Source organism: Rheinheimera soli, assembly GCF_021290985.1.
Lineage (GTDB): Bacteria > Pseudomonadota > Gammaproteobacteria > Enterobacterales > Alteromonadaceae > Pararheinheimera > Pararheinheimera soli.
The window spans coordinates 416,077-442,301 of sequence record NZ_JAJOYU010000001.1 but is presented as its reverse complement, the minus strand read 5'-3'; the positions used below and the strand labels follow the sequence as shown (position 1 = coordinate 442,301).

Below are 26,225 nucleotides of genomic sequence, written 5' to 3'. Positions count from 1 at the left end.
AAGTGCAGATGTTGTTCAGCACAAGGCGTGTTTTCCCAATTTTTGGGCATTTTTTGTTGCTTAATTTCACAAATTCCTAATAGAATCAGACTGTTTTTTAATCGGATCTCATTAGCTAAAAGGATTAAGCATGTCAGCTTTCTGCACCCGCTTTATGGTTTATTTAGTTCCTGCTTTGTTTTTCTTTATACCAAAGGCTTTTGCTGAGTCAGAGACCAAGCCAACACTTGAAACATTTTATCAAAGCCCTTTATTGCAAAAGTTAAGTTTGTCACCTGATGGCAGTAAATTAGTTGCTCTGCGAAATGTGGGGCAGGAAACCTTTGTTCAAATAATTGATTTGAATACAGATAAATCTATATTGCTAAGCAAAACTGACAATATCAAGTTCAGATATGCGTGGGTAGAATGGGCTAATAATTCGCATTTACTGGTCAGTCTTCGTTTTACGGCTGTAAGAGCTGGCGGCATAAGAACAAACGAGACCCGTTTGTATTCACTGGAAGCAAAAGAGGGCGCTGAACTGGTGCAAATGGCTAAAGACAGACGGGATGCCAGATTCACCAGCCAGTTTCAGGATAATGTCATCAAGCTTCGATACCCGGATGATAATCACTTCTTACTCAGTATTGATCGGGATTTACAGGGACATGACTCTGTCTATCAGGTACATGTTCAAACTGGCGAAATGAGGTTATTACAACAGGCGCAACGTTCAGTACGCAATTGGCTGGTTGACCGTCAGGGCGAAGTCCGTGTTGGTTTTGGGTTCAAGGCTGGCAACGCAGAACATTCCATCCGCATTAAACCTCCGGGCAAAGAGCAGTGGCTTACGGCCTGGAAAAATACCGTATTGGATGAACCAGGTATGGCGGTGTTGGGATTTGGTAAAGAAGCAAAAGATTTGTATGTCGCTGCTGATCATCAGGGACGTACAGCTTTATATAAAGTAGATTTATCAAAAGCTGATTTTCCAAAAGAGCTGGTACTCAGTGACGAAAAGTATGATGTTTCGGGCTCGTTAATATACTCTAGGGCAAAGCAGGATGTAGTAGGGATTTATTTTAATTCTGACGCTTCAAGAAGCATGTTTTGGGATCCTGAATTTAAAGCGTTTCAGGCCGGGTTAGACAGAACATTACCCGATAGTCACAACTATGTGGTCAGTTTTAGCGACAACGCAAGGCGTTATATAGTGTACTCGTCCAGTGTCACTGAACCTGGTACTTATTATTATGGTGACAGGGACGAAAAGACCTTAGTGCCTTTAGTGAGTATATTGCCCGGTTTAGACGACACCATTTTAGTGGCCAAGTCTAGAGTTGAGTATAAAAGTCGGGATGGTTTAGCTATCGAAGGGTATATTTCAACACCCAAAGGTAAATCAGGACCCTTACCCATGGTAGTTTTACCTCATGGTGGCCCTATGAGTCAGGACTCCAATAGTTTTGATCGGTTTTCTGCTTATCTGGTCAATAAAGGCTATCTGGTATTTCAGCCTAATTTCCGTGGTTCCAGTGGCTATGGGCGTGATTTTATGATCCAGGCTATGGGGCAATATGGAATGGCAATGCAGGATGATATTACCGATGGTGTAAATTATCTGGTTCAGCAGCAACTGGCGGATCCTAAAAAGATTTGTATTATGGGGGCCAGTTATGGCGGTTATGCGGCTTTATTGGGCGTCGCCAAAACACCGGACTTATATCAGTGTGCTATCAGCTTTGCTGGTATTTCAGATCTGGAAGAATTACGCGGTAGCTATCGCCATTTTGTAAACTATCAAGTTGTGCGAAAACAAATAGGCACTGATAACAAACAATTAGAGAAAAGCTCGCCACTCTATTTGGTTAACCAAATAAAAGTTCCAGTCTTATTGATCCATGGCGATGAGGATTTATCTGTACCTGTAAAGCAAAGTCGTGAAATGGTTGAAGCACTAAAAAAATCGGGTAAAGTTTATCAATACATTGAACTTGAGGATGGCTCTCATCATTTAGATTACTTGCCTCATCGCCAAAAGACCTTTGAAGTGATTGATGAATTTCTTAATACCTATCTGCCCCTTTAAAAAGCAGAGGCGCCTTGGCGCCTCTTTTTTCGTCTCAACAAATAACAGAGGCCGTTAATCGTCCACCACTGAATTAGTGCCTGAATGCTGCATGCGGTCTATCACTATCACTGCCGCAAGCAATTGAGCTGTCAGTTTAGGATCAAAAATATCCACACCATAAGTATCTGACCAGCTAAACCAGGACTTTGACACTTCTGCCAGTGTTTTGCCGTTTTGACTTATTTTGTACTCGTGTTGCCATAGATTACCCTGCATTTCCAGCTCACCTGCCGGGCCTGTCACAGTAAAACGGCTGGTCCAGAAGGGCCAGAATCTTTTGCGAATAAGCCACTCACTGCCATCAGCACAAAGCAGCCTACAGGCCGGCATAATGGTCAGGTATTTACGTTTTATTTTTAAAAGCTCAACACCACGGCTGTCAAATAGGGTCTGGCTGCTGGAAATACTGAAAAACTTGCCTTTGACGCTAAAGGCTTCGTTGCCATTTTCATCTTCAATAATAAAGCTGTCGGTCAGGCTGAATATTTTTTGTTTAATTTTATATTTCATGGTTGCAGCTCCTGATTTACATCACCTGTCGTTCACATCGTTCTTATGCTGCCTGAGTTTTAAAGTGGATAAAAGCCATGACCTAATGATTTACAAAAAAGTGTTGTGGCTCGAAGGACTGTACTTTTGCTGCAATGCGGGCAGGTTGCGGGAATCATTAATTCCGACAACCTGATCAGAGGAAGATATCGAAGGGGGAAAGAGGCTCAGTTTTTTTTCTGATGCCGCTGCCGCAATACCTCAAGCACATCATGCAGCGCCAGGTCCTGACTTTTTAGTAAGACCAGCAAGTGATAGATCAAATCTGCAGCTTCGTTTTTCAGCTCTTCTCTATCGCCTACAGTAGCGGCCAGGGCAGTTTCTACCCCTTCTTCACCGACCTTTTGCGCTATACGTTTGACGCCTTTGGCAAATAAAGAGGCGGTGTAGCTGCTGCTTGGGTCAGCGCCGTATCTGCTGTGGATCACTTGTTCTAATTGATCCAAAAAGGCTAAGTCGGGCTGATTGGCATCGCTTTCGTGCCAGCAACTTTCGGTGCCAACATGACAAGTCGGACCTATCGGCAATACCAAAGCCAGAATGCTGTCCTGGTCGCAGTCCGCTGCCATGCTTTGTAATTTCAGCGTATGGCCTGAGCTTTCGCCTTTGGTCCATAAGCGGTTTTTACTGCGGCTAAAAAAAGTCACATCGCCGCTTTCCAGGCTTTTTTGCAGTGCTTCTTTATTGGCAAAACCTTGCATCAGCACTTTACCTGAGCGAGCGTGTTGCACTATGACCGGCAACAAGCCATCGCCTTTGCTGAAATCCAGCTGGTCCAGGTTGGTTAAATTCAGTTTCATGGCCTGATCTCCAGCTTACGTTCTAATAAAAATGCTTTTAGCTCTGGGATTGGAATAATGCCTTTGTGGAACACCGAAGCGGCTAAAGCGCCGTCTACATCGGCTTGTTCAAACACATCAGCAAAATGCTGCATAGCCCCTGCGCCACCACTGGCAATCAGCGGCACTTTGCAGGCGTTTCGCATTAGTTGCAGCTGAGTTAAATCATAACCCTGACGCACGCCATCCTGATTCATACAGTTCAGTACTATTTCACCAGCACCCAGCTCCTGCACCCGCTTTAACCAGTCAAGCGTTTGCCAACGGGTTTTTTGGGTGCGGCTTTCATCACCTGTGAACTGATAGACCTGATATTGGCCTGACTCTTTATCAAAAAAGCTGTCGATGCCGATGACCACACATTGCTGACCAAAGCTGTGTTCAAGCTCACTGATCAGTTCTGGCCTTGCCAGGGCAGGGCTATTGACAGAGATTTTATCTGCACCCATTTCCAGTATTAAGCCTGCGTCAGCGACAGATTTAATACCACCAGCCACACAAAACGGAATATCTATCACCTCTGCAATGCGGCGCACCCAGCTTTTATCCACCACACGGCCATCGCTGGAGGCGGTGATATCGTAAAACACCAGCTCGTCTGCGCCTTGTTCGGCATAAGCTTTTGCCAGCGGCACTATATCGCCAATGATTTCGTGGTTACGAAACTGCACGCCCTTGACCACTTTGCCATCGCGCACGTCTAAACAAGGAATTATGCGTCTTGCCAGCATTGGATTGCCTCCTCTGCGGTGAACTTACCTTCCAGCAAGGCCCGGCCTAAAATGACTCCTGCTACGCCAGTAGGCTTTAAGGCTTTGATATCAGCTAAAGAGCCCACACCACCTGAGGCTTGCCACTGAATTTGTGGGTACTTCTGCACAAGCTCGGCATACAAGGCGACATTAGGGCCTTGCAAGGTGCCGTCTTTACTGATGTCGGTGCAAAGTACATGCTTAGCACCAGCGGCAATAAAGCCATCCAGCACCTGCTCAAGGGTAATAGTTGATTCTTCAATCCAGCCGTGGCTTGGCAGAGTTTTGTCGCCTTTGGCATTAATAGCCACATCAAGCGCCAGAACTATCTTGTCGCCGCCATAAGTTCTTAACCAGCCTTGCACTGTTTCTGGCTCACGAATAGCCACACTGCCTACGACTACACGGCTGGCGCCAGCTGCTAATAACTGTTCTACATCTGCTGCACTGCGCACACCACCACCTACTTGTACTGGCAGAGGCGAATTTTTCATTAAGGTCGTTAACAGCTCAAGCTGGCGATCCGCAGCGTTTTTTGCCCCTGTTAAATCCACCAAATGCAAAATACCTGCGCCAGCTTCAGCGTATAAGTCGCGCAGCTGCAGTGGAGTTTGTTGATATTCAGTGGTTTTATCGTAGCTGCCCTGATAGAGCCGCACTGTTTTACCTTGTATTAAATCTATAGCTGGAATAATCACGTTCAATCCTGTAACGGCAAGGCCGGATGAGAAAAATTAACCATTAAAAGCCAGAAAATTCTGTAATAAACGTGCGCCTACAGCACCTGAACGTTCAGGGTGAAATTGCGCGCCAAGCTTATTGCCTTTGCCAATCACAGCAGCAAAATCACTGCCGTAATTGCAGCGGGCTAGAGTGGTATCGGATGGCGCTACCGCAAAACTATGGACAAAATACACATAGTCTTTTTCGCCTATGCCTTTAAGCAGTGGGTGATTTTGCGCACTATCTTCTACCTGCAAAGTGTTCCAGCCCATATGAGGCAAACGTAAATCACCGACTTGCATCCGTTTAACCTGACCTGGAATTAAGCCTAAACAGTCGACATCACCTTCTTCGCTGCGATCGGTCAACAGCTGCATACCTAAGCAAATGCCAAGTAGTGGCTGCTCTGCCTGCTGTAAGGTGGCTATTAAATCGCGTTCACGTAAATTCGCCATCGCCTGACGGGCGGCGCCCACACCTGGCACTAATAAACGGCTGGCGTTTTTTATCACTGTTAAATCACGGCTGACTTTGGCATCCACACCTAAACGCTGGAAGGCACAGTACACAGAGCTGATATTGGCGCAGCCGGTATCTACAATCACGAGCGACATTAAAGCACTCCTTTACTACTTGGCAGAGCTTCACCCGACACTTTAATAGCCTGACCAAGTGCCCGGCCAAAGGCTTTAAATAAACCTTCGACCATATGGTGTTTATTGCCAGGGCTGACGGATAAGTGCAGTGTCATCAGCATGGCATCACTTAAAGAACGGAAGAAGTGGTGTACCATCTCCAGGTTCATGGTGCCAACAGCACCCTGACCTAAATCTGCATTAAACTTCAGCAGCGGACGGCCGGATAAATCCAGCACACATTCAGCGCGGCATTCATCCATAGGCAGCACAAAACCAAAGCGGGTAATGCCTTTTTTATTGCCAAGTGCTTGTTTTAACGCCTGACCTAAAGCCAACGCTGTATCTTCCACGCTGTGGTGATCGTCAATGTGCAAGTCACCTTGTACTTTTAACTGCAGGCTAAAACCACCGTGAGTGGCAATTTGATCCAGCATATGGTCAAAAAAGCCAACGCCAGTTTCAATGACGTTGCCGCCTTGCTGATCTAAATCGACGTTCACCTGAATATCGGTTTCGCGGGTAACGCGATTGACGCTGCCTTTACGGCCTTTGCTTAACAGCTGTTTGGTGATTTCTTTCCAGCCTAAAGTGTCGCGGTCGTAACGGAACGAAGGCAGGCCCATATTTTCGGCCAGTTGCACGTCGGTTAAACGGTCACCAATGACAAAAGAGTTGGTGAAATCCACTTTACCTTGCTGCAGATAGTCTTTGACTAACCCCAGCTTCGGCTTACGGCAGCTGCAGTTGTCTTTATCAAAGTGTGGGCAAATCAGAATATCGTCAAAACGAATGCCCTGCGAATTCAGCAACTGCATCATTTTTTCCTGCGGTGCATCAAAGGTATCACGCGGGAAACTGCTGGTGCCCAGACCGTCCTGATTAGTCACCATCACCAGCGAATAACCAGCGGCCTGCAGCTTTAATAATGAAGGCACCAGATATGGCTCGTACGCCAGTTTTTCCAGTGAATCCAGTTGTTTATCTACAGGAGGCTCTTCCACCATAGTGCCGTCACGGTCGATAAATAAAATAGCTTTGGCACTCATAAAGACTCCTGTTTTTGTAAAGAAGAATAAGACGACATAATCTGTTGTAACTGCGCCATTTCAGCGGCATTTCCTATGGTTACCCGCACCACCTGACCTAAACCTAATTGGCTGGATTGATTACGAATAAGCACACCTTGCTCTGCAATAAAACTAACCAGTGCAGCAGCATCAGGCACGGCCAATAGCACATAGTTGGCCTTGGATGGATAAACACGGCTGACATAACTCAGAGTGGTGGCAAAAGCGCTGAAGCTATCACGTAAGCTATTGATTTGCTCAACAGTGGCGCGCATTTTTTGTTGGCCTTGCGCTGATAACGCCTGCACTGCAATTTCAGCCACAGGAGCTGGCACAGGGTAGGGCGCAATCATCTGACGCAAAGCGGCAATGACTGAAGGCTCTGCCAAAGTAAAACCACAACGCAGACCTGCCAAAGCAAAAGCTTTGGATAAAGTACGCAGCACCACTAAGTTGCTGTATTGGTTTAATAAACCGGCCACCGAAGCTTCTGGCGCGAACTCAATATAAGCTTCATCGACTACCACTAAAGCTTTATCTTTATAAAACTCCAGCACCTCGACAATTTGCTGGCGAGGTATTAAATCACCTGTTGGGTTATTTGGGCTACAAATAAACACTAGTTTTACATTGGCTTTTTGCGCAAATAAAGTTGGCAGATCCAAAGTTAAATCTTTGGTTAAAGGCACTATATTGACATCCACCAGCTGACTTTCGGCGCTGATTTTGTACATGCCATAAGTGGGCGGGCAAATGCTGATGGCATCCTGGCCTGGTTCACAGAAGCTACGAATTAACAGCTCAATGCCTTCATCAGCACCACGGCTGGTCAGTACCTGATTGGTTTCTACGCCAGCATAAGATGCATAAGCGCTGATCAAGTCCTTTGGCTGACAATCCGGGTATCTGTTGTATTGGCCTGACAATGTATAGTCTGTTGCCATAGAGTTTTCGTTGGCATTCAGCCACACCGAGCCGCCACTCATGCTTAAGCGGGCTGATGCATAAGGCACCAGTTGTTGCACTTTTTGCCGGGCTAAAGAACTGATACGGCTCATTGACTATTTTCCTCTGAAATTTTTGCTGAAAGCTCTAACTCTGCTAACCGAAAGGAGACGGCATTGGCGTGCGCATCCAATCCTTCGGCTTTGGCCAGTTTAACAATAGTAGGGCCTAAATCGCGCATGCCAGCTGCTGTTAAGCTTTGCACTGTGTAACGACGATAAAAGTCGGCCAGACTTAAACTGCTGTGGTTACGGCTATAGCCATAAGTCGGCAATACGTGGTTTGTACCGCTGGCATAATCACCTGCTGATTCAGGCGTGTAAGGGCCAACAAAAATACTGGCAGCATTGGTCAGTTTGCCAAGCAAAGCTTGATCATCAGCTGTCTGAATAATTAAGTGTTCAGGTGCGTATTGATTACTGACCAAAGCCGCTGTCGCTAAATCCGGCGTTAAAATCAGTCTGCTGTTGCTCAGAGCTTTTTTAGCAATTTCAGCGCGTGGTAATAAAGCCGTCTGACGTTTTAACTCACTGATGGTATTGACCAGCAAAGCTTCAGAAGGGCTGACCAACACCACTTGTGAGTCCGGACCGTGTTCGGCTTGGGATAATAAATCTGCCGCCACAAAGACCGGATTGGCGTTGTCATCGGCAATCACCAGCACTTCAGAAGGGCCGGCAGGCATATCAATAGCAGCGCCACGGGCATCCTGGCTGACTTGCTGTTTGGCTTCAGTGACAAATCTATTGCCAGGGCCAAAAATCTTATCCACTTTGCCAATAGTTTCAGTGCCATAGGCCAAAGCAGCAACAGCCTGAGCACCACCTAAAGTATAAATCTCGGTAATGCCACAGAGTGATGCTGCATACACAATCTCAGCGGCAATATCGCCCGCTTCAGGCTGACCAGGAGGCGTGACTAACACCACGCGGCGACAACCGGCCAGTTGAGCTGGCACACCTAACATCAATACAGTCGAAGGCAAAGGGGCGCTACCACCGGGTACATACAAACCCACCTGATCCAAAGCGCTGTAATTCAGTTCACAGACCACACCCGGTTGAGTTTCAATGCGAATATTTTGTGGCAACTGAGCTGCGTGAAAGGTGCGGATATTACGGTACGCAATCTGAATAGCGGTTTTTAGCTCATCGGATAAAGAGGCGATTAAGCCTTGTTGCAGCTCATCAGCCAAGCGCAAAGGGTTGCTTTGCAACTTGTCGAATTCGCGGCTAAAACGCAGCAAAGCTGTATCACCTTCGCTTCGCACTGCGCGGATAATGTCCCGCACCGTTTGCTTTAAGCTGTCCGATTCCTGCTGCAGCGGGCGCTCTAATAAAGCCTGCTGCGCAGTTTTATCCAGTTGTTGCCAGTTGCTGATCTGAAACTGCATGTTTTACTCCATCATCTTTTCAATGGGTAATACGAGAATAGAGCTGGCACCTAAGCCTTTGAGTTGCTCCATGGTTTCCCAGAACAAAGTTTCGCTGCTGACCACATGCAAAGCCACTAAATCGTCATTGCCGGCTAATGGCAATAAGGTTGGGTTTTCGGCACCTGGCAGCAGAGCTATCACTTCTTGCAAACGAGCGCGTGGCGCGTGCAACATAATGTATTTACTTTCATTAGCCTGCATCACGCCTTGAATACGTGGCATCAGTTTTTTAATCAGTTTCAGTTGTTTCTCATCAGCTAAATCACGGCGCTGGATCAGTACTGCTTTAGAGCGGTAAATCACTTCCACTTCTTTTAAACCATTGGCTTCTAAGGTAGCGCCTGTGGAGACTAAATCACAAATGGCGTCGGCTAAACCTGCCCGCGGCGCCACTTCAACCGAGCCTTTTAAATTGACGATACGGCAATTGACGCCGTTTTGTTTTAAATAGCGATTAAGTAAACGTGGGTAAGTGGTGGCAATAGTGCGGCCTTCTAAATCTTTGATGGATTTATAGTCTTCTTCCTGCGGCACAGCGATAGATAAGCGGCAGCCACCAAAGTCCAGACGGGCCAACACAGTGTAATCGTAAGTTTCGTTGTCCATTTGGCGCTGCAGTGATACTTCTTCCAGCACGTTTTCGCCAACAAAACCTAAGTCACAGACGCCATCCATCACTAAACCCGGAATATCGTCATCGCGCACCCGCAGTAAGTCGATATCCATATTTTCGACATGGGCGATCAGGCGCTGTTCACGCAAGTTGATTTTTAAACCACAACTGGTTAAAAGTGCCTGAGAGTCTTGCGACAGGCGGCCTGACTTCTGAATGGCGATACGTAATCTGTTGGTAGTGACTGTCATATTGTTTAGTACCTTATAAAATCGTAAAACAAAAACCCCGGGATTTTAGCCCCGGGGTTCAGTTGGAATTGGTTTGCACTTTTCCACCGTAGGCTAGTTATGATCTAGCCTCCAATGTCAACACGGACCGGCTAGTCGGATAAATGATGGTGATGATGCCAGTGGATGTTGATAGTCATGGAAAGTTACTCCTCGTTAAGGTGTATACAAGCTAACGGCTTTTTGTCATTCAGGCAACAGAATTTTTTGTTTCAGCTGTATTTTGTTTTGAAGCTGATTTTTGATTATCTAATTGTTTTATATTGTTTATTTTTATTTTTGTACAGTTTTTCACGATAAAGAATGAATAAGTTATAAAAAATAGACTCTAACAAGTGGAGTGAAAATTAATCAGGTTGTATAGATAAAGTTATTTGCATCACTGCCGATAACACAGCAGAGGAGGAGTTTATGGACGTTTTATTTCCCTATTTATACCGACCACCAGGCACGCCACCCGGACAAGCTGGACCTATGATCGCGCCTGTGTTTAAAGATGCCAAAATCAGCGCTTATGAAAAAGAGGAAAAACGTTTCCTGATTTTACTGAAAGATCAGCAAAAAAAACGTCAGGACAGACGCCGCTCTGACGACTATCCGCCTGCACCTGAAACCACACCTGAAGAAGAGCAGCATGTGGATGATGAAGGACACTTAGATATTTTTGTCTAGCCAAGGCATAATAGCGCAAATTCTTGCCGGGCCTTGTTTATGCTGTTGTCTGCTGTTTCATCCTCCATCTCTGTCTTGTCTTTTTGCTTATGCTAAAACAAGTGCAGCAGGCTTTTGCCGAACAAGGAGCTTTATCCAAAGCTATTGACGGTTTTAAAGCCCGGGAACCACAAAAGCTGATGGCGGCTTCTGTTACTAAATCCATTGAAAACGGCAACGCTTTATTGGTGGAAGCAGGCACTGGTACGGGCAAAACTTACGCTTATTTAGTACCCGCTTTGTTATCGGGTAAAAAAGTTATTTTATCCACTGGGACTAAAAACCTGCAGGAACAGCTGTATTTTCGCGATTTACCTACAGTACTCAAAGCTTTGGCTTTGCCGGTAGATACCTCTTTATTAAAAGGTCGCTCCAACTATTTGTGTTTATTCCGCTTAGATCAGCATTATCAGCACGTGCCTACGGCAGATGCGGCTGTGATCAATGACTTAAGCCTGATCAAAAAATGGTCCAATGAAACCCAAAGCGGTGATATAGGCGAGCTGACGTATATAGCCGAAGACTCCAAAGCTTTACCGCTTGTGACCAGTACCACCGACAACTGCCTCGGCAAAGACTGCCCATCCTATGAAGACTGCTATTTGTTAAGAGCACGTAAAAAGGCGATGCAGGCCGATTTAGTAGTAGTGAACCACCATTTGTTTTTTGCCGATATGGCACTGAAAGACACTGGTTTTGGTGAGTTGCTACCGAATATGGATGTGGTGATTTTTGATGAAGCGCACCAAATTCCGGATATTGCCAGTGAGTATTTTGGTGAGACCTTATCCAGCCGTACTTTACTGGAGCTCTGTAAAGAGCTGGAGCTGATTTGTAAAACGGAGCTTAGGGACCATCCGCAGTTAAGTAAAACCGCAGATAAGCTGGCGACTTTAGTGCGGGACTGGCGCCTGCTGTGGTCCGATGAACCTGAACGGGGCAACTGGCGTGACAGCAGTAAAAGACCTGATGTTCAACTGGCACTCACCCGGGTGTCTGAAGCCATGGGCATGTTGTATCAGGTGCTCAAAGGCAGTTTAGGTCGGAACGAAGTGGTTGATCATTGTTTTGAGCGGCTGGCTTTAGCTAAAACTCAGCTGGAGAAACTGCAGGATGTCAGCAAAACCGGCGTCAGTTTTTGGTATGAAACCACCAGACAACATATCAGTCTGCATTTAACGCCTTTAAGTATTGCCGATAAATTCCGCGAGCTGGTCTTTGCTGAAAAACGCAGCTGGATTTTTACCTCAGCCACTTTGTCGGTGGATCAGGGCTTTGCCCACTATATCGAACAAATGGGCTTGCAGCAGGCGGACACTTTGTTGCTCGACAGCCCCTTTGATTACGAACAACAAGCCATGTTGCTGGTGCCGCGTTATTTACCTGAACCTAATGATGCCCGTATGGGCAAAGCGCTGCTAAAATTGGCGGTGCCTTTAATTGAAGCCAATCAGGGCCGATGTTTTTTTCTGTTCACCAGCCACAGAATGCTGCAATGGATGGCGAACGAGCTGCCGCAGCATTTGTCTTTGCCTGTGCTGGTGCAGGGCACAACCAGTAAACGTTTATTGCTGGAACAGTTTGTTGAAACCAAACATGCGGTGCTGCTTGGAACAGGCAGTTTCTGGGAAGGCGTGGATGTGCGGGGTGATACCTTAAGTTGTGTCATCATCGACAAATTGCCTTTTGCATCGCCTGACGATCCTTTATTGCAGGCGCGTAACGAAGATTGTCAGATGAAGGGCTTGGACCCTTTTGCTTTAGTGCAATTGCCACAAGCTGTGATCACTTTAAAGCAGGGCGTTGGCCGTTTAATTCGCGACGTGTCAGACCGTGGCGTGTTGGTGATTTGTGACAACAGATTAGTGACCCGGCCTTATGGCTCTGTATTTTTAAAAAGCTTACCCCCTATGCGCCGAAGCCGCGATTTGCAGGCTGCAGTAAAATTTTTAGAAGATTTACCCAAGTAATATAAGTAAAACAACCCGAATTGTAGAAAGGAGTAGCCTGTTGAAATTACTGGCATTAGATACCTCAACCGAAGCGTGTTCAGTGGCTTTAACTGTCGATGGCAACATTCTGACTTTAGATGAAGTCTGCCCGCAGCAACACAGCAAACGTATTTTGCCTATGGTGCAGCAGCTGTTGTCTGAAGCTGGCTTAACTTTGCAGCAACTGGATGGTCTGGTATTTGGCAAAGGCCCTGGTAGTTTTACCGGTGTGCGTATTGGTGTAGGGGTTTGTCAGGGCTTGGCTTTTGGCGCTGAACTGCCAGTTTATGGTGTATCAACTTTGGCCGCCATGGCACAAGCCGCGCATAGATTACATCAGGCTCATCAGGTGGTATCTGCCATAGATGCACGAATGAATGAAGTCTACTTGGCCAGTTTTCAGTTGGATGACCAGTGTTTAATGCAGGCATTAAGCACTGAAATAGCGGCTAAGCCGACGGCTTTACCTGCACCCGTATTAAAAGGCCATATTTGCGCTGTAGGGACGGGCTGGCAAACCTATCCACAGCAGCTGGAAGACTGGCATAAAACTGGCAACAGCGGATCAGAGGACCTTGCGCAAGTTCATCATAGCCCTGTTATTCTGTACCCTTCAGCGCAGGATATGTTGAGTCTGGCGGCAATTCCGTTCCGGCAAGGGCAATTTATTGCCGCCGAACTGGCAGAACCGACTTATGTGCGCGATGAGGTTACCTGGCAGAAGTTGCCCGGGAGGTAAACCCGGCGATATTGACTTTGAATTCAAGACCGGCGGGGGCAAGCCCAGCCCCTACCGCATTAAAATGGTAGTGTATTAATATTAATAAAAGCGACTTGGCGAAATTTTTTGCTAAGTTATACTGGCACTAAAGCAAGGCGAACTTTGAGCAGTTATGACAATAGCCGTCAGTCGTGATGTACCCCAAAGCCCTAGTGTTGGGCTGGTATTTCAGGGCAATAAAACCAAAGCCGTTGAGGCTGAACAGCAAAGCAAAACTACACTGGTGCCATCGGGTTCCGGTGTGCGTGCTGACGCTGAAGCTTTGTCTATGCTGGATCAGCAGGAAGCGCAAAAGCGCACCACCTACGACCAGCCAAAACAGCGCAATCAACAAGCTTTAGATGCCTACGAAATGTTAGCCAATCAGGACAAGCGCGAAAAAATTCAGCAAATGTTTAGCCTGGATTTGTACGCTTAAAGCAAAATTCCGCTCCAAAACAATCACTTCAAAATTCATAATAACAAAACCAATGAAAGTGTTTTCATTGTGATTTATGCTGTCTTTCTAATAAGAAAAATGGATGTCAGTGATGTTTGAAAGCAAGGTGTTCCGGCTGTGGTTTATTGCCGCTTTGGTGGTTTGGCTTGTGCTTTTTAGTCAGTTTAACCAACTGAGCTTTTTAATAGAACATTGGTATTACCCAGCCATTATGGTGGCCGGTGCTTTTGTCGCAGGCGTGACGCCAGAAGGCGGCGGAGCCGTTGCTTTTCCTGTGCTGAATATTTTTCTCAATATAGACCGCACTATGGCGCGGGACTTTAGTTTAATGATCCAAAGTATTGGCATGACCAGTGCCAGTATTTTTATCTTAAGTCACAAGGCCAACTCGCTTAAAACCTATAAACCTTTGCTGATGTTTATCCCCGTAGCTTTTGTTGGTTTTGTGCTTGGCATGCAACTGCTGCAACAACTGCCTGTGTACATAATGCAGGCGCTGTTTTTAAGTCTGATCACCAGTTTTGCTGTGGTTTACAGCTTTGGCAAACACAGGGGCAGCAAAGCCACTTTAGATCTGAATAAACCTATGGATTTTGTCTTGTTGCTGCTGATGTTGCTGGCTGGTGGCATGTGCGCCAGTTTATTTGGTACAGGTGCAGACATTATTTTATATACCCTGCTGGTGACCCGTTTTCGGATGCAGGAAAAAGTAGCGACTCATATGAGTATTATGCTGATGGCTGCTATCAGTGTGCTTGGTTATGCCTACCGCCATTTTGTTGATCAGGGCTTAACTGGCTATCAGGTGCAAACCTGGTTATGTGCTTACCCTGTGGTATTGCTGATGGCTCCTTTGGGAGCTTATGTGCTGCATCGTATTAATAAAGAAATTATGTTGTATGCCATAGCTGTGCTGAATATTGCTCAGTTATTGTATTTCCTCTGTTATAACCCTTCGGTGAATAAGCTGATCTGGGCTTCTGTGTTCACTCTAGTGTTGTCTACCGGCTTTTATCTGCTGATCCGTAACCTGAGCCGTAAAGTTGTGCTGGCCGAGCCGCCGAAGCTTGCAGTGTCGCACTAAAGGATCCAAAACACTGCTCTGAACGTATACAAAACCATCCAATTCAGGAGTTTGTATATATGCCTCGTTATTGTTTAATTACAGGTGCTAGTTCGGGCTTGGGTCGCGAGCTGGCCATCCAATATGCTGACGCTGGCTGGCAAGTGATTGCTGTGGCCCGTTCAGTGAATGCACTGAATGAGTTGCATCAAAAACACAAAAGCATTCACGCTCTACCTTTAGACTTAACCGACACGCAATTGTTTTCGGCCGCTGTAGATCAGCTAAGCCAACAGATCCCTGCTTTGGATCTGGTCATCCTCAATGCAGGCAGCTGCGATTACGTCGATGCGACCAATCTTCCTCTGGATATTTTCGACCGAACTCTTGCATTGAATTTCCAGGCCCAGGTGGCGGCTGTCAAATTACTATTGCCCTTATTGCAACAATCAACAGAGGGTACTTTGGCTGTGGTCAGTAGTTTGGCGCATTTATTTCCATTTACCAAAGCAGAGGCTTATGGCGCCAGTAAAGCTGCGCTAAGTTATTTTGCTGACAGTTTAAGGGTGGATTTAACGGACTCTGCTGTGCGGGTTTGTCTGATTGAACCTGGTTTTGTTGATACACCTTTAACCCAAAAAAATGACTTCAAAATGCCTTTTTTGCTTCAGGTATCAGATGCAGCAGGCCGTATTCGCAAGGGGCTTGATGCACAGCAACTGCGTATTCGTTTTCCTAAACGTCTGGTATTTAGCCTGCATTTACTGAATCTGCTGCCTTATTCGTTGCGCTGTAAAGTAGCAGCAGGGATGCGCCAACCATGACAGCAATGAACTGGCCGGTTTTAATAGGCTTTAAATTAAGCTGGTTTGCGCTGGTGTTATGGCAGAACCTGCTTGTTATTCCTGTGTTGTTATTTTTGCTCTGGTCCTTGTGGCGCAGCAGCCCATCCGAGCGTCTGGCCTGGTTGGTACTGGCCGCAGTGGGTATAGCTTTGGATTCTCTGTTGCAATACAGCGGTGTATTAAGTTTTACCGGTTCTGTCTGGTTACCGCTCTGGATGTTAGTCTTGTGGCTGGTGTTTAGTCTGGTGGTGGTGCAGGTGTTTTCGGTTTTTTTGCAAAATTACTGGTTAGCGGCACTTATTGCAGCTGTGTCTGGTCCAATGGCTTATCTTGGGGGAGCTGCATTAAGTGGTCAGATGCAAATTAGTAATACAACAGAGGCTTACATAGCGCTGGTTTTGTGTTGGGCTTGTTATGGTGTGTTGTCCGGATGGAGCAGAAGATTTTATGCGTAAAATACTGGTTATAGCGACTATTCTATGTAGCCTGGCAGCACAGGCAATGCCGGATAACGTCAAACTTGTGGGGCAGGGGCAGTTTAGCTATCTGTTCTGGGATTTGTACCAGGCAAAGTTATACACGGCAGATGGCAGTTGGAACGATTATCAGCAGAGTTCGCCTGTGGTGTTGAAACTCACCTACCAGCGTAACATCAGTAAAGAAGATTTTATTGAAGCTACGGTCGACCAATGGAAACATCTGCAAGGCAAGCTTTCTGCACATCACAAAGACTGGGCGACACAGTTAGATAAACTTTGGACCGATGTTAAAAAAGGCGACGAATTAAGTTGTGTATTAGCGGCTGATGGTAAAGTGCAGTTTTACTTTAATGACGAACTGCTTGGAGATATCAGTGATCCTGCTTTTGGCCCGGCTTTTCTGGATATCTGGTTGTCCGAGAAAACATCAGCTCCCAAACTTAGAAAGCAGTTGCTGCAGCTTTAGGAATAATAGCGGATCAGTGCTTCTGTAGCTCAACGGCTGAATTGTAAGTATGTCTTGAGCAAAATTTGCCGGAGCCCCGTTTTCTTAATCAGCTAATTTAGCTGATGTTGTTTTTCATTTTATTTACTTAAAGTTTTTCCTTAAAACTCCTCGAGTACTGATTTTGTTTGTTTATTCAGCAGTGGGCTGAAGAGCATAAATGTTTTTTTATTTAAATTATCTTTGTGAAACAACCCGCTAGGTTTCTTTGTCTGCTTTTTTTAGTCCTCACTTATTAAATTGACTTGTTTATTTTGTATACAAATTTTCATCTTGTTGATTTTTATCATAAATTTAACACCTGTGTTTTTTGCGGCAGATGCCCTTTAACCTGTGCTTTTGTGCGGCAAAAGCTGTTGACCCCGACAAAATATAACCTTTATCATCCGCCGCCGTTTTGGGATAACCCCAAAATCAGGTGTGTTGTAGCTTCAATCAACGCCAATGTTGATTGCCGTAAAAACAGAGTCACTACTTAGTGACCCAGGGAGACAAAATGTTTGTAAGTAGTAAGTTGTCAAAAGCAGTTAGTTTAGCAGTAGCTTTTGGTGCTGTGTCAGGCGTCACTTTTTCTGGTTCGGTACATGCTCAGGAAACTGATAGTGTTGAACGTATTCAGGTTACAGGTTCAAGTATCAAACGTACCGATTTTGAAGGTGCTTTACCGGTTCAGACTATTGACCGTGCCGCTATTGACCGTTCAGGTTTAGCAACAGCAGGTGACTTAATCCAGTCTATTCCGTCTATGCAAGGTTTCACTTCTGACGGTGATTCTGTTGGTGGTGGCGGTGGTGGTATGAAAACCGCTTCGTTACGTGGTTTAGGTGCTGAGTACACTCTTGTTTTGATCAACGGCCGCAGAATGGCACCACGTGGCTCAGGCTCGACTATCGATCTGAACTCTATTCCTTTAGCTGCTATTGAGCGTGTTGAAGTACTGACAGACGGCGCATCTGCTTTGTACGGTTCAGACGCTATAGCAGGTGTTGTAAACTTTATTACGAAAGACGATGCTCAGGGTGTGAATGTTACTGCCCGTTACAGCAAGCCAGAAGAGAAAAATGGCACCAGCGACAATTTCTCAATCACTGGTGGTTTAGGTAACTTTGATACTGACGGTTACAACGTACTGTTATCTTACAGCCGCGATTCTCAGGAACAGCTGAAAGCGACTGACCGTGATTTTGCTAAATCAGGCATTATCCCATTCAGCGTAAACAACAAAGATTATTACTATGTTGCAGGTTCGCCAAACGCTATCCCTGCAAATGCCCGTTATGTATACACAGATGCTGATGGTAAATCAGTAAACTCTGCAGCATTTAACCCGTACGCAAAACAAAATGGCGCTTGTGCACCGGATAACTTTGAGTCTTCAGGTTTATGTCAGTATGACTACACAACTACAGTAGAAATTCTGCCAGAAAGTAAACGTGATTCACTGATGCTGGGCACCGATATTGCAATTAACGATGATACAAAGTTTTTTGCAGATGTGATGTATTCTGATTTCTCTCAGACCACTCGTATCGCACCAAATGCTACAGGTTTCTTCGCATTAGATGCGAACTCAGCTTTAGCTCAGCAATATGTGATGCCTTATGTTGACCCAGCTCATGTTGGTTCAGTCACTTCAGTACAGGCGCAATGGCGTGCATTACCACTGGGTGGCCGTGCTACTGAGTGGAACACTAAATCAACTCATATCGTCAGCGGTGTTGAAGGTGTGATTGATACCATCGACTACTCAGCTGCTTTTACGTATTCAAAAAATGACACTGACGAGAACATCGCTGGTGGCTACCCAATCTATGACAAGTTCATGGATGCCGTAAGTTCTGGTCTGGTGAACGTATTTGAAACTCCGGATAAAATCAGTGCAGCGGGCCTGCAGGCGCTGCAGGATTCTCAGTACTTCGGTAACTGGAGCAACGACACTACTGAAGTAAAAGGCTTTGATCTGAAAGCCTCAACTCCAGTTTATGAATTACCAGCAGGTGATGTGTACATTGGTACTGGTGTTGAATTCCGTAACACAAACTACGTAAGCTCTCTGGCTGATGCGAACAAACAGGATCTGTTGTTAGGCGCAAACATTGGCTCTGAGTATGATTTAAGCCGTGATAACTACGGTGGTTTTGTTGAGGTGATAGTTCCGGTACTTGAAGATCTGGAACTGACAGGTGCTGTGCGTTATGACAACATCGGTGAAGTGACCTCTGATTTCGTTTACAACGAAGACGGTGTTGCCGGTCCTGGCAGCTACAAAGTAAACGATTCAATGAATGACACGACGTACAAGCTGGCATTGCGTTACAACGCAACTGAAGACTTGTTACTGCGTGCTTCAACAGGTACAGGTTTCAAAGCTCCATCTATGTTAGCTTTAGGTCAGCCTAAAGTTGAATTTGGTGTAACAAGCGGTGCTTACCTGTGTCCATTCACTGGTACTACAGATCCACTGGCCGCAGTATGTAGCGTTTCTCCACAGCAGTTTGAAGCCTTCAGTCAGGGTAACCCGAATTTAAAACCAGAAGAGTCGAAGCAGTATACTCTAGGTTTTGTCTATGCTCCTGACAATAACTTCAGTTTCAGCATGGATTACTGGAACATTGAACTGACTAACCTGGTGACTTCAGTCACTGAGTCTCAGATCGTTGCAGATCCAGTACGTTACCGTGATTTGTTTACTACTAAAACAAACAAAGCCACTGGTCAGGAAGAACTGGCTATTGTATTTGCAAGCGTGAACGTAGGTCAGTCTAAAAATTCTGGTATCGACTGGGATTTAACAATAGGCAATGACTTATCTTTTGGTCGTTTAAGCACTACCTTAGCTGGTACTTATGTGCTGGACAGCGAATACACTCGTCCTGGTACTACTAATGACTGGATCAGCAGCTTAGGTCGTTTTGGTGATGACAACGCAGTTGTATTCAGAACTGTAGCTAAATTCATCAATACCTTAACTCATGGTGATTTCGCTCACAGTGCAACTCTGAATTACCGTAGTGGTTATGAAGATCAAGCGCAATCTGCAGCTAGCCGCTATGTGCGTTTAGGCTCTGTGAATGGTGTTGGTGTGGACATGCAACTGAGTGTTCCTTCGTATGCCACCGTTAACTACCAGACGAAGTACCAGGCTATGGACGCTTTAGGTGTAACTTTCGGTATCAATAACCTGGCAGATCGCGCTCCTCCATTATCATTACGTTCAGGTGGTGCTGGTCACCAGGTGGGTTTCGACCCTCGTTATACTGACGTTTATGGTCGCACTTTCTATTTAGGTCTGGACTACAAGTTCATGTAATCTGAAGAAATGTGAAGGGAGCAGAGCTAAAGTATCAACTCTGTTTCCCTGACAAAATAAAAACCCCACTGCATGCAGTGGGGTTTTTATTTGAACTTTAGCGCGCCTTAGGCTTTAGCTGCGCTGTTGGAAAATACTATTTTTGCTGAATAAACTTGATTAATTTAGCGGCGATGTCCGTATTGTCCTGAAAACCGGCAAACTGCTGTTTATCAGCACCATAAGCCAGTACAGGCACATCGGCTGCTGTATGGCCGCTGCTGGTCCAGCCCGTTGAAGAATAGTGGTCTATACGCTGTTTTACGGCAACAGCTAAGGCTTTCTGCCCTTCAGCACGAGCTTTGCTCAACAGTTGTTGCTCATCAGCATTCAGTTCCAGACCGGTTAAACCTAACCAGGCCTGATACAATACTTTGTCATCTTTTAGTGCCAGCAATTGGCCTGCTATATAGTCACCTGTGTGTTTTACCTTTTGAACCACATCCCGTTTCCAGCTGTAGTTGCCGTTGGCACCTAAAGACAAACCACCGGTTTCATGATCAGCTGTGATCACCAATAAAGTATCAGGGTGGGCATCAACATAAGCTTTGGCCACTTTAATAGCTTCGGCAAAGTCGTGCATTTCAGCCATAGCACAGGCGATATCATTGGCATGACCACACCAGTCAATTTGACTGCCTTCAATCATTACCACAAAACCTTTTTCAGCAGGGGACAATAGCTCCAGCGCTTTTTCTGTCATTTGTTTTAATGGCAGAGGTTCTGGATTATCTAAAGCACTGACAAAACCTTTAGGGGCAAACAAACCCAAAGCAGGAAGCTTGTTTAAAGTTTTTAACCCTGTCCAGCTGTCAGTGTACTGGTAACCTGCTTGTTTAAATTCTTCCACCAGATTACGGTCTTTACGAATGAAATAGCTGGTACCGCCGCCGAGCATTAAGTCCGCCACAATACGACCATCTACTTTATTGTCGATATAATCGTCTGCTATCTGATCATAATTCTGGCGGCTTTTATCATGCGCCAAAAAACCGGCAGGGGTGGCGTGATTAATCTGGGCTGTCACCACCACACCAGTTTGCATACCTTTGGCTTTGGCAATTTCCATCATAGTGGTTAACGACTTGTGATCGTGATCTACAGCTATAGCGCCGTTGTAGGTTTTGTGCGTACTGGATAGTGCTGTTGCTGCTGCAGCTGAGTCTGTCACTACTGTGTCATCATCAGGGTATGTACTGGCATTACCGATCCACAATTCATCAAAAACGGTGGATTCCACTGCTTTAGTGTCTGGGTTATCCATGTAATAACGGTAAGCAGCTAAATAAGCCGGGCCCATACCGTCACCTATCATATAGATAATGTTTTTTGGTGCGGCAATTGCACCTGCTGACACACAACTAAGGCAAGCAATACTGATTAAACTAAGTTTTTTTAACATAAAAGGCTCTGTAGATAGCTGGAAATCTGGTGTTACCAGAGTCAATAGGTAAGGGTATCTTACGTCAGTGACTAATTTATGACAAAACTGTAAATGCAAAAAACGCGACCAACAGAGGTAAAAGCAGGACTGAAATGCCTTCTGGATGAACTTCTTATATAAGTGTTGCAGAGCAGATCACGCATGGCTTAGAGTAATGATGGAACTAAAGTCAGTCCACCTTATCTAACAGGCTGTAAAGTTAACGAGGTTAAGAAGTCATGAGTAAGAAGTTTGCTGTTATTGCTTTGAGTCTGATGATTCTGGCAGGTTGTGCCAGTTATCCTGAACAAGTACGTATAGCCGATAATGTGGCGCTCACCAGCTATGAGAATGCTGCCCAACAAAATATTGATTTTGGTACGGCGCGATGGAGTGGAGTTATTGCTGAAGTCAGTAATAAAACAAACCAAACCCGGCTGGAAGTAGTTTATTTCCCCTCAGGTACCAACGGACGTCCTCATGTTTCTGACCAAACGAAAGGCCGTTTTGTTGCTTATATCAAAGGCTTTTTAGACCCTATGGTGTATCAGCCTGGAAAGTCAGTCACAGTACTGGGTGAATTGACTCGTTCAGAGATAGGCAAAGTGGATGAATATGAATACCGTTATCCTGTGATTAAAGATGCAACTGTGTATCTGTGGCCAAAACTGCAGGATCGGGTTGAAGTCATTGAGACCTGGCCTATGATGCGTCCACATCCTTACTACTGGGGCTATGGCCCGGGCATACGTATCCGCACGACCACAAAACAACAATCGACAACACAAGGCCCAGTTCATGTTGACAATAATAAACAGAATAAAGTGCAACCTTAATCTAGTACTGCTCGGAGCTGCGCTTTGTAGCGCAGCCGCTGTAGCCGAAACTCCTTCCGCTCCTGATTTAACTGCTTTAGCTGAGCATTCATTTCGTAGCGAGGAAGATAAAGCCAGGAACACACATCGTCATCCGGTAGAGACGTTAACCTTTTTTGGCATCAAGCCTAGTATGTCTGTACTGGAGATTTGGCCCGCCCGCGGTTGGTATACCGATATTCTCGCTCCCTATTTAAAAGACCAGGGCAAACTAACTATCGCCAACTTCCGTGTGGATGATGGCACTATGCAGGATGACAGAAAAATATTCTGGAGTCGCATTAGTGAAAAACTGACTCAGCGCATTCTGAAACACAAAGAGCATTATGGCTCAGTTGAACAAACTGAATTTGATCCGCCAGGTTATATGTTTCTGGGCTTAACCCAGCAATACGATATGGTGCTGAGTTTCCGCAATGCTCATATCTGGAATGAACAAGGTTATTTGCTGGATGTATTTCGTTCCGTGTTTGATGTACTTAAACCCGGTGGTGTATTTGGCATAGTTGAGCACAGAGCAAGTCGGGTATCTGAAATTTCCAGCTCTGCTGTGGAAGGTTATCTGGATGAGTCTTATGTAATTGCGGTAGCAGAACATGCTGGTTTTAAACTGCTGGCTAAATCAGAAATTAATGCCAACTCAAAAGACACCAAAGATTATCCTAAAGGTGTGTACGCTTTACCTCCCACTCTAGCTATGGGCACAGTGGATCGCGAGAAATACCTGGCTATAGGCGAAAGTGATCGCATGACCTTAAAGTTTGTTAAGGCCAGCAGCGAATAATGTCGGCGTTGGTGTTTTCCTTGCCTGCCTTGTCGTTGGCTGGCTGGCAGCAAGGCCCGGCATCAGCACGAGTTACTTTGTGTTTGCATGGTTGGCTGGATAATGCCGACAGTTTTTTACCTCTTGCTGTCTATTTGCCCGAACTGAATTTGGTGGCTATAGATTTGCCTGGTCATGGTCAGTCACAGCACCGCAGCTCTGATGCTCATTATCATTTTTTAGACTGGATCTACGATGTCGCTACCTTGATTAAAACTCAAGGCTGGCAGCAGGTGGATATTATCGGCCATTCGATGGGCGGTATGATAGGTTCAGTACTTGCAGCTGTCATGCCTCAGATGGTACGAAAGCTGGTGCTGATTGACAGTATCGGCCTGGTGACTGGCGAGGCCTGCAATACGACACAACAAGTGCGAACTGCAATCAGTCACAGATGGCAAAGCCCAAATAAACAAAAACCTGTCTACAGCGACTTGCAAAGCGCCGCTTTGGCCAGACAAAACCAAAGTGATTTTGATATCAATTGTGCATTAGTTCTTGCTAAGCGAGGTACAGAAGCCTGCACAGGAGGGCTGACCTGGTCTGCCGATATGAGATTACGCGAATCTTCCGCTTATCGTTTAATACAAAGCCAGGCGATGCAACTGCTGAACGATATTCAATGCCCTGTACTGGCTGTTCTGGCCAAAGATGGTCTGGAAATGATGCAAAAGGCAAAGCAGGAGTATCAGGCTCACTATAGGCAGCTAGAGTTGGTTGAGATCCAGGGGGGTCATCATTGTCATATGATGCAACCAAAAATAACAGCGGACGCAATTCGTCAATTTTTACTGTCCTGATTGTTTTTTATGCTCTGCAATCCTGCAGAGCACCCTTGCGGGCCAGCTAAAGCTGTTAAAAATCGTTCCTGACGATTTTTTATGCTCTGCAATCCTGCAGAGCACCCTTGCGGGCCAGCTAAAGCTGTTAAAAATCGTTCCTGACGATTTTTTATGCTCTGCAATCCCGCAGAGCAGCCTTACGGGCCAGCTAAAGCTGTTAAAAATCGTTCCTGACGATTTTTTATGCTGTTATAGTCAATGCCAGAACTGCCGTTCTGCAGACAATTGTTAAATCTGAACAATTGTGGGATGATGCCGTATTAGAGTAAAAACTCAGTGTCCTTTGTGCCAGAATTAAATTATGTCTGTGCAAAGGGCCGAAGCACTAACTATAACTACTATAACTAAAAAATAATAAATACCACGAGGAGAGGACAGTGGATCGAGTCTGGTCAAAAAATTACCCTGAAGGCGTTCCGGTTGATATCAATGCCGACCATTACGCATCATTACTGGAAGTCTTTGATGAAAGCATCAGAGACTACGCCGACAGAACCGCCTTTATCAATATGGGCAAAAGCATTACTTATGCAGAGCTGGATAAGCTGAGTTTAAAGTTTGCTGCTTATTTGCAACAACAGTTAGGTTTGAAACAAGGTGACGCCGTCGCTGTGATGATGCCAAACTTGCTGCAATACCCTGTTTGTATTTTAGGTATTTTGCGTGCTGGTTGTGTGGTGGTGAACGTTAACCCACTGTATACACCACGTGAACTGCAGCATCAACTGCTTGATTCTAAAGCTAAAGCTATAGTGATTGTCGAAAACTTTGCCCATACCTTGTCTGATGTACAAGACAAAGTGAAGTTGGATCATGTGATCCTGACGCACATGGGCGATATGTTAGGTCTGGTGAAAGGCACTATTGTCAATCTGGTGGTCAAGCATGTGAAAAAGCTGATCCCAGCCCACAACCTGCAAAAGTATATAAGTTACAAACAAGTGATTGCTGCTGGCGATGAAGCAGCTTATAAAAAACCAGTGGTTGTTGGAGATGATTTAGCTTTCCTGCAATACACAGGCGGTACTACAGGTGTTTCCAAAGGTGCGATGCTGACTCATCGTAATATGGTTGCGAACCTGGAGCAGGCCGATGGTTGTATTGGTCCTGTGTTAACTAAAGGCCAGGAGTTTATTGTTACAGCTTTGCCGCTGTACCATATCTTCGCTTTAACCGCTAATTTCCTGATGTTTATGAAATATGGTGGCACTAACCTTCTGATCACCAATCCAAGAGACATGCCCAATTTTGTCAAAGAGCTGGCGACCTATCCTTTTACCGCTTTAACAGGCGTCAATACGCTGTTTAATGGTTTACTGAATACCCCTGGTTTTGCCCAGTTGGATTTCAGCAGACTGAAACTGGCTTTAGGTGGCGGTATGGCCGTTCAGCGTCCTGTTGCAGAACGTTGGCAGAAAGTCACTCATACACGTTTGGTGGAAGGTTATGGTTTAACTGAATGTGCGCCTTTGGTCACAGTCAGCCCTTACAATCTGCCTGCGTATAATGGCAGCATTGGTTTTCCAGCGCCTTCGACTGATATCAAGCTGGTAAACGATGATGGTGTTGAAGTGGCTGCTGGCGAAGCCGGTGAAATGTGGGTCAAAGGTCCACAAGTGATGAAAGGCTACTACGACAGACCAGAAGAAACGGCAAAAGTACTGAACGAAGATGGCTGGTTGGCTACAGGCGATATAGCTCGTATGGATGACGATGGTTTCTTCTACATAGTTGACCGTAAAAAAGACATGATTTTAGTCTCTGGTTTTAACGTTTATCCGAATGAAATTGAAGAAGTAGTCGCGATGAACGAAAAAGTGCTGGAAGTCGCCGCTGTAGGTGTGCCAAACGAAGCTACTGGTGAAGCCGTGAAGATTTTTGTGGTGAAAAAAGACCAGAGCCTGACAGATGCTGAATTAATTCAACACTGTAAGGAACGTTTGACGGGCTATAAAGTGCCGAAGCTGGTAGAATTCCGCACTGAATTGCCAAAAACCAATGTGGGTAAAATCTTAAGGCGAGAGCTGAAAGGTTGATCCAGAAAAAACCGGCGCAGGCCGGTTTTTTTATGCTTA

24 protein-coding genes are annotated in these 26,225 nt (G+C 45.6%); 14 read left to right on the top strand and 10 right to left on the bottom strand.

The window, feature by feature from the left end; all coding sequences use genetic code 11:
• Positions 1-130 precede the first annotated feature (130 nt).
• A complete protein-coding gene (locus LSG37_RS02070) occupies positions 131-2,071 on the top strand; it encodes an alpha/beta hydrolase family protein (protein ID WP_233078195.1) in 1,941 nt (646 codons plus the stop codon).
• Positions 2,072-2,125: 54 nt separating this feature from the next.
• Here LSG37_RS02070 and LSG37_RS02065 read toward each other — a convergent pair whose 3' ends face one another.
• From LSG37_RS02065 to hisG, 9 genes are all read right to left on the bottom strand, one after another.
• Positions 2,126-2,623 carry an LURP-one-related/scramblase family protein gene (locus LSG37_RS02065; protein ID WP_233078194.1) on the bottom strand — a complete coding sequence of 166 codons (498 nt, stop codon included), beginning with the start codon at positions 2,621-2,623 and terminating at the stop codon, positions 2,126-2,128.
• 206 nt (positions 2,624-2,829) lie between these two features.
• A complete protein-coding gene (hisIE, locus tag LSG37_RS02060; RefSeq protein WP_233078193.1) occupies positions 2,830-3,462 on the bottom strand; it encodes a bifunctional phosphoribosyl-AMP cyclohydrolase/phosphoribosyl-ATP diphosphatase HisIE in 633 nt (210 codons plus the stop codon).
• Positions 3,459-4,232 (bottom strand): imidazole glycerol phosphate synthase subunit HisF, encoded by a 774-nt coding sequence (gene hisF / locus LSG37_RS02055; RefSeq protein ID WP_233078192.1) that lies wholly within the window; start codon positions 4,230-4,232, stop codon positions 3,459-3,461. Before hisF ends, hisIE begins: the two co-directional genes overlap by 4 nt.
• Entirely contained in the window at positions 4,214-4,951 is a 738-nt protein-coding gene (hisA, locus tag LSG37_RS02050; protein ID WP_233078191.1) for a 1-(5-phosphoribosyl)-5-[(5-phosphoribosylamino)methylideneamino]imidazole-4-carboxamide isomerase, read from the bottom strand. Before hisA ends, hisF begins: the two co-directional genes overlap by 19 nt.
• Before the next feature lie 36 nt (positions 4,952-4,987).
• Positions 4,988-5,590, bottom strand: coding sequence for an imidazole glycerol phosphate synthase subunit HisH (hisH, locus tag LSG37_RS02045; RefSeq protein WP_233078190.1), 603 nt, complete (start codon positions 5,588-5,590; stop codon positions 4,988-4,990).
• Positions 5,590-6,660 carry a bifunctional histidinol-phosphatase/imidazoleglycerol-phosphate dehydratase HisB gene (hisB, locus tag LSG37_RS02040; RefSeq protein ID WP_233078189.1) on the bottom strand — a complete coding sequence of 357 codons (1,071 nt, stop codon included), beginning with the start codon at positions 6,658-6,660 and terminating at the stop codon, positions 5,590-5,592. The genes hisH and hisB overlap by 1 nt, the downstream gene beginning before the upstream one ends.
• A complete protein-coding gene (gene hisC / locus LSG37_RS02035) occupies positions 6,657-7,739 on the bottom strand; it encodes a histidinol-phosphate transaminase (RefSeq protein ID WP_233078188.1) in 1,083 nt (360 codons plus the stop codon). Before hisC ends, hisB begins: the two co-directional genes overlap by 4 nt.
• A complete protein-coding gene (gene hisD, locus LSG37_RS02030; protein WP_233078187.1) occupies positions 7,736-9,079 on the bottom strand; it encodes a histidinol dehydrogenase in 1,344 nt (447 codons plus the stop codon). The genes hisC and hisD overlap by 4 nt, the downstream gene beginning before the upstream one ends.
• 3 nt (positions 9,080-9,082) lie before the next feature.
• Positions 9,083-9,985, bottom strand: coding sequence for an ATP phosphoribosyltransferase (gene hisG / locus LSG37_RS02025; RefSeq protein ID WP_053425512.1), 903 nt, complete (start codon positions 9,983-9,985; stop codon positions 9,083-9,085).
• 450 nt (positions 9,986-10,435) lie between these two features.
• On the opposite strand from hisG, the gene LSG37_RS02020 reads away from it, so the two are divergent.
• From LSG37_RS02020 to LSG37_RS01980, 9 genes are all read left to right on the top strand, one after another.
• A complete protein-coding gene (locus LSG37_RS02020; protein WP_233078186.1) occupies positions 10,436-10,696 on the top strand; it encodes a hypothetical protein in 261 nt (86 codons plus the stop codon).
• An 89-nt stretch (positions 10,697-10,785) separates the two neighbouring features.
• Positions 10,786-12,705 carry a DNA repair helicase YoaA gene (yoaA, locus tag LSG37_RS02015; protein ID WP_233078185.1) on the top strand — a complete coding sequence of 640 codons (1,920 nt, stop codon included), beginning with the start codon at positions 10,786-10,788 and terminating at the stop codon, positions 12,703-12,705.
• A 40-nt stretch (positions 12,706-12,745) separates the two neighbouring features.
• Positions 12,746-13,465, top strand: coding sequence for a tRNA (adenosine(37)-N6)-threonylcarbamoyltransferase complex dimerization subunit type 1 TsaB (gene tsaB, locus LSG37_RS02010; protein ID WP_233078184.1), 720 nt, complete (start codon positions 12,746-12,748; stop codon positions 13,463-13,465).
• Positions 13,466-13,619: 154 nt separating this feature from the next.
• A complete protein-coding gene (locus LSG37_RS02005; RefSeq protein ID WP_233078183.1) occupies positions 13,620-13,925 on the top strand; it encodes a hypothetical protein in 306 nt (101 codons plus the stop codon).
• A 112-nt stretch (positions 13,926-14,037) separates the two neighbouring features.
• Complete coding sequence (locus tag LSG37_RS02000) at positions 14,038-15,030, top strand: sulfite exporter TauE/SafE family protein (RefSeq protein WP_233078182.1); 993 nt, start codon at positions 14,038-14,040, stop codon at positions 15,028-15,030.
• Positions 15,031-15,089: 59 nt separating this feature from the next.
• Complete coding sequence (locus LSG37_RS01995) at positions 15,090-15,833, top strand: SDR family NAD(P)-dependent oxidoreductase (protein ID WP_233078181.1); 744 nt, start codon at positions 15,090-15,092, stop codon at positions 15,831-15,833.
• Positions 15,830-16,309: a DUF2878 domain-containing protein gene (locus LSG37_RS01990; protein ID WP_233078180.1), complete on the top strand. Its 480-nt coding sequence runs from the start codon at positions 15,830-15,832 to the stop codon at positions 16,307-16,309. The genes LSG37_RS01995 and LSG37_RS01990 overlap by 4 nt, the downstream gene beginning before the upstream one ends.
• Positions 16,302-16,799 (top strand): chalcone isomerase family protein, encoded by a 498-nt coding sequence (locus LSG37_RS01985; RefSeq protein ID WP_233078179.1) that lies wholly within the window; start codon positions 16,302-16,304, stop codon positions 16,797-16,799. The genes LSG37_RS01990 and LSG37_RS01985 overlap by 8 nt, the downstream gene beginning before the upstream one ends.
• Positions 16,800-17,334: 535 nt before the next feature.
• A complete protein-coding gene (locus LSG37_RS01980; protein WP_233078178.1) occupies positions 17,335-20,148 on the top strand; it encodes a TonB-dependent receptor in 2,814 nt (937 codons plus the stop codon).
• Between the two features lie 136 nt (positions 20,149-20,284).
• Here the strand turns inward: LSG37_RS01980 and LSG37_RS01975 are convergent, their stop codons facing one another.
• Positions 20,285-21,589, bottom strand: coding sequence for an alkaline phosphatase (locus tag LSG37_RS01975; protein ID WP_233078177.1), 1,305 nt, complete (start codon positions 21,587-21,589; stop codon positions 20,285-20,287).
• A gap of 260 nt (positions 21,590-21,849) precedes the next feature.
• Between LSG37_RS01975 and LSG37_RS01970 the strand changes: the two genes are divergently transcribed.
• The 4 genes from LSG37_RS01970 to fadD all read left to right on the top strand — a co-directional run bounded on the left by LSG37_RS01970 (position 21,850) and on the right by fadD (position 26,186).
• On the top strand, positions 21,850-22,446 hold the full coding sequence (locus LSG37_RS01970; RefSeq protein ID WP_233078176.1) for a Slp family lipoprotein: 597 nt from the start codon (positions 21,850-21,852) through the stop codon (positions 22,444-22,446).
• Complete coding sequence (locus tag LSG37_RS01965) at positions 22,409-23,269, top strand: class I SAM-dependent methyltransferase (RefSeq protein WP_233078175.1); 861 nt, start codon at positions 22,409-22,411, stop codon at positions 23,267-23,269. The genes LSG37_RS01970 and LSG37_RS01965 overlap by 38 nt, the downstream gene beginning before the upstream one ends.
• Complete coding sequence (locus LSG37_RS01960) at positions 23,269-24,108, top strand: alpha/beta fold hydrolase (RefSeq protein ID WP_233078174.1); 840 nt, start codon at positions 23,269-23,271, stop codon at positions 24,106-24,108. The genes LSG37_RS01965 and LSG37_RS01960 overlap by 1 nt, the downstream gene beginning before the upstream one ends.
• A gap of 419 nt (positions 24,109-24,527) precedes the next feature.
• Positions 24,528-26,186: a long-chain-fatty-acid--CoA ligase FadD gene (gene fadD, locus LSG37_RS01955; RefSeq protein WP_233078173.1), complete on the top strand. Its 1,659-nt coding sequence runs from the start codon at positions 24,528-24,530 to the stop codon at positions 26,184-26,186.
• Positions 26,187-26,225 lie beyond the last annotated feature (39 nt).

Coding starts and splice junctions, on each gene's coding strand:
- LSG37_RS01990 (WP_233078180.1), top strand. CDS start 15,830: ATGACAGCAATGAACTGGCCGGTTTTAATAGGCTTTAAATTAAGCTGG.
- LSG37_RS02020 (WP_233078186.1), top strand. CDS start 10,436: ATGGACGTTTTATTTCCCTATTTATACCGACCACCAGGCACGCCACCC.
- hisG (WP_053425512.1), bottom strand. CDS start 9,985: ATGACAGTCACTACCAACAGATTACGTATCGCCATTCAGAAGTCAGGC.
- yoaA (WP_233078185.1), top strand. CDS start 10,786: ATGCTAAAACAAGTGCAGCAGGCTTTTGCCGAACAAGGAGCTTTATCC.
- LSG37_RS01965 (WP_233078175.1), top strand. CDS start 22,409: ATGTTGACAATAATAAACAGAATAAAGTGCAACCTTAATCTAGTACTG.
- LSG37_RS01980 (WP_233078178.1), top strand. CDS start 17,335: ATGTTTGTAAGTAGTAAGTTGTCAAAAGCAGTTAGTTTAGCAGTAGCT.
- hisF (WP_233078192.1), bottom strand. CDS start 4,232: ATGCTGGCAAGACGCATAATTCCTTGTTTAGACGTGCGCGATGGCAAA.
- LSG37_RS02065 (WP_233078194.1), bottom strand. CDS start 2,623: ATGAAATATAAAATTAAACAAAAAATATTCAGCCTGACCGACAGCTTT.
- LSG37_RS01960 (WP_233078174.1), top strand. CDS start 23,269: ATGTCGGCGTTGGTGTTTTCCTTGCCTGCCTTGTCGTTGGCTGGCTGG.
- LSG37_RS01975 (WP_233078177.1), bottom strand. CDS start 21,589: ATGTTAAAAAAACTTAGTTTAATCAGTATTGCTTGCCTTAGTTGTGTG.
- hisIE (WP_233078193.1), bottom strand. CDS start 3,462: ATGAAACTGAATTTAACCAACCTGGACCAGCTGGATTTCAGCAAAGGC.
- hisH (WP_233078190.1), bottom strand. CDS start 5,590: ATGTCGCTCGTGATTGTAGATACCGGCTGCGCCAATATCAGCTCTGTG.
- LSG37_RS01970 (WP_233078176.1), top strand. CDS start 21,850: ATGAGTAAGAAGTTTGCTGTTATTGCTTTGAGTCTGATGATTCTGGCA.
- LSG37_RS01985 (WP_233078179.1), top strand. CDS start 16,302: ATGCGTAAAATACTGGTTATAGCGACTATTCTATGTAGCCTGGCAGCA.
- hisD (WP_233078187.1), bottom strand. CDS start 9,079: ATGCAGTTTCAGATCAGCAACTGGCAACAACTGGATAAAACTGCGCAG.
- LSG37_RS02005 (WP_233078183.1), top strand. CDS start 13,620: ATGACAATAGCCGTCAGTCGTGATGTACCCCAAAGCCCTAGTGTTGGG.
- LSG37_RS01995 (WP_233078181.1), top strand. CDS start 15,090: ATGCCTCGTTATTGTTTAATTACAGGTGCTAGTTCGGGCTTGGGTCGC.
- LSG37_RS02000 (WP_233078182.1), top strand. CDS start 14,038: ATGTTTGAAAGCAAGGTGTTCCGGCTGTGGTTTATTGCCGCTTTGGTG.
- LSG37_RS02070 (WP_233078195.1), top strand. CDS start 131: ATGTCAGCTTTCTGCACCCGCTTTATGGTTTATTTAGTTCCTGCTTTG.
- hisC (WP_233078188.1), bottom strand. CDS start 7,739: ATGAGCCGTATCAGTTCTTTAGCCCGGCAAAAAGTGCAACAACTGGTG.
- hisB (WP_233078189.1), bottom strand. CDS start 6,660: ATGAGTGCCAAAGCTATTTTATTTATCGACCGTGACGGCACTATGGTG.